A 2558-nucleotide genomic window follows, 5' to 3' on the forward strand; every position below is an offset into this window, starting at 1 on the left:
GCGGGCGTCGGGCCCACGACGGGCGGGCCCTTCCCCGGCGGGCCGGAGCATGTGGGCGGCGAGCCGGGGCCGGCGTCGCGCAGGTCCGGTAAGGGGCTCGTCGTGGCCGGCATCGTGGCCGCGATGCTCGTCTCGGGCGGACTCGGAGGCTGGATCGGAGCGACGGTGGCCGGAGGATCGGGAGAGGGGCTGTCCTCGCCGATCAGCGCCACCCAGCCGGTCGGGCAGGCGCCGGACGGCACCGTCGAGTCGGTCGCCGACAAGGTCCTTCCGAGCGTCGTCTCGATCGACGTGCGCTCCCAGACCGGGCGGGGCGAGGGGTCCGGGGTCGTGCTCACCGCGGACGGGCTCATCATCACCAACAACCACGTCATCGCGATGGCCACCGCCGGCGGCTCCATCCAGGTGCGCTTCGATGACGGCTCCAAGGCACCCGCGAGCATCGTGGGCACCGACCCCGCGACGGACATCGCGGTGATCAAGGCCGAGGCTCCCCGCCTGCTGACCCCCGTCGCGCTCGGCACGTCCGCCAACCTCAACGAGGGTCAGGCCGTGGCGGCCATCGGCTCGCCGCTCGGACTGTCCGGGACGGTCACGACCGGCATCGTCTCGGCATTGGAACGTCCGGTTCGAGCTGGTGGCGCGCAGTCCGATCAGAGCACGGTGATCGACGCGATCCAGACCGACGCCGCGGTGAACCCCGGCAACTCCGGTGGCGCCCTGGTGAACATGAACGGCGAGCTGATCGGCATCAACTCGGCCATCGCGTCGCTGGGCTCGGGTAACTCGGGCTCGATCGGGCTGGGCTTCGCGATCCCGGTGGACCAGGCCCGCCGGATCGCCGACCAGATCATCAAGCAGGGCTTCGCCACCCGGGCGGTGCTCGGCGTGACGGTGAGCGACTCCCCGGCCGGAGACGGCGCGCTGGTGCGGTCGGTCGAGCCGGGCGGCCCGGCCGACCGTGCGGGTATCGAGGAGGGCGCCATCGTCACGCGGGTGGGCGAGCGGCTCATCGAGAACGGCGACGCGCTGGTCGCGGCGATCCGGTCCCGCGCTCCGGGGGAGACCGTGTCCGTCACCTATGCTTCTCGTGAGGGCGAACCGCCGAACACCGTCGACGTTGCACTGGGAGAGGCCAGATGAGCACCAGATTCGATCCGAGGGCACTGCCCGGAGGCCGCAAGCTCCCCACGAACGTGGACTTCGACCCGACGGCCGTAGAGCCGCCGGAGCCGGCGATCGCCGGCCGCGCGATGGTCGTGGTGGTCACCGACCGCATGCCGGAGCGGGAGGACTCCATCGGTCCGCTGGTCACCGAACTGCTCGAGGAAGAGGGCTTCCTCGTGGGCGGCGTCGTCGGCGTCGCGGCCGACGAGTCCGAGGTCCGGAAGGCGCTCGAGACCGCCGTCGTCGGCGGGTTCGACTTCGTCGTCACCATCGGCGGGACCGGCGTCGGTCCCCGCGACATCACGCCGGAGGTCACCGAGGAGATCCTCGACCAGCGGCTGCCCGGCATCGCCGAGGCCATCCGCTCGTCCGGTCTCACCGCGGGGGCCGTCGACTCGATCGTCTCCCGCGGGCACGTGGGCGTCTCCGGCAGCACGGTGGTCGCGAACCTCGCGCCGAGCCGGGCCGCCATCCGCGACGGTATGGCCACGCTGTGTCCGCTCGTGTCGTACGTGGTCGCGCAGCTGTCGGGCTTCGACGGTCTGTGACCGGCTCGCGGGATTCCGACGGCGATCGTCCGGCCGGCGCCCGGGGGACCACCCCCGGGAAGGCCGAGCGCCGCGCTGCGGACCGCAGGCGCATCGACGAGGTGTTCGGCGACACGCTGCCGGAGACCACCTCGGACGAGGCGCGCGGGAACGACACCCGACTCCGGGACGACTGGTGGCGCGAGCAACGCCCGCCTCACCACGACTGAGACCACCCTCTACGACTGAGCTTGTCCCGCCATCACGGGCCTCGTCCCGCCACGACCGGCCTCATCCGGCCGGCCCGGCAGCGCGGGTCGGCGGCCCCCCGGCTGCGCCCCTCGGCCCTCCACCGCTCCGGCGCCGGAGCGACGCAGTCAGGACTCGTTGGTCGGGCTCCCGGGGTCGGAGGGGTGGGCGAGCGGCCGCCCGGCGAGCAGGTCACGGATCTCCACGAGGAGTTCGTTGTCCGTCGCGGGGGCCTCGATGCCCTTGCGGCGGGCGGCGGCCTCCTTCATCTTGTTCATGGGTCCCACCAGCACGAAGTAGATGATGGCGGCGATGAGCAGGAAGTTGATGACCGCCGAGATGAGCGCCCCGAAGTCCATCAGCGTCTCGGGGTTGTTCTCCAGGAGCTGGACGGCGAAGCCGATCTCCTTGTCCCCGCCGAGCAGGGCGATGAGCGGGTTGATGATCGCGCTGGTGAACGCGTCGACGATGGACGCGAAGGCGGTGCCGATCACGACGGCCACGGCCAGGTCGATCACGTTGCCCTGCATGATGAAATCGCGGAAACCCTTGAGCATTGCTCGCCCCTGTCAGATGTAGTCACCGTGCTGCCGGATCGGCACGGACGGTATCAGC

Annotated in this window: 4 protein-coding genes; 3 read left to right on the plus strand and 1 reads right to left on the minus strand. The window is 71.5% G+C overall.

All coding sequences use genetic code 11. The annotated features are described in order from the left end of the window. The 3 genes from G6030_RS12235 to G6030_RS12245 all read left to right on the plus strand — a co-directional run. On the plus strand, positions 1 to 1143 hold a 1143-nt coding region (locus tag G6030_RS12235; protein WP_194305868.1), incomplete at its 5' end, for a trypsin-like peptidase domain-containing protein. Beyond that, complete coding sequence (locus G6030_RS12240) at positions 1140 to 1715, plus strand: MogA/MoaB family molybdenum cofactor biosynthesis protein (protein WP_182643305.1); 576 nt, start codon at positions 1140 to 1142, stop codon at positions 1713 to 1715. The genes G6030_RS12235 and G6030_RS12240, both read left to right, overlap by 4 nt. Beyond that, positions 1712 to 1924, plus strand: coding sequence for a hypothetical protein (locus tag G6030_RS12245; protein ID WP_182643306.1), 213 nt, complete (start codon positions 1712 to 1714; stop codon positions 1922 to 1924). The genes G6030_RS12240 and G6030_RS12245 overlap by 4 nt, the downstream gene beginning before the upstream one ends. 147 nt (positions 1925 to 2071) lie before the next feature. On the opposite strand, the gene mscL is transcribed toward G6030_RS12245, so the two are convergent. Beyond that, complete coding sequence (mscL, locus tag G6030_RS12250) at positions 2072 to 2500, minus strand: large conductance mechanosensitive channel protein MscL (RefSeq protein WP_182643307.1); 429 nt, start codon at positions 2498 to 2500, stop codon at positions 2072 to 2074. Positions 2501 to 2558 lie beyond the last annotated feature (58 nt).

Source organism: Dietzia sp. E1 (assembly GCF_014145015.1).
Lineage (GTDB): Bacteria > Actinomycetota > Actinomycetes > Mycobacteriales > Mycobacteriaceae > Dietzia > Dietzia cinnamea_A.

Bases quoted from the DNA above. Each gene is read 5' to 3' on its own strand.
- G6030_RS12240 (WP_182643305.1), top strand. From the start codon at position 1,140: ATGAGCACCAGATTCGATCCGAGGGCACTGCCCGGAGGCCGCAAGCTC.
- mscL (WP_182643307.1), bottom strand. From the start codon at position 2,500: ATGCTCAAGGGTTTCCGCGATTTCATCATGCAGGGCAACGTGATCGAC.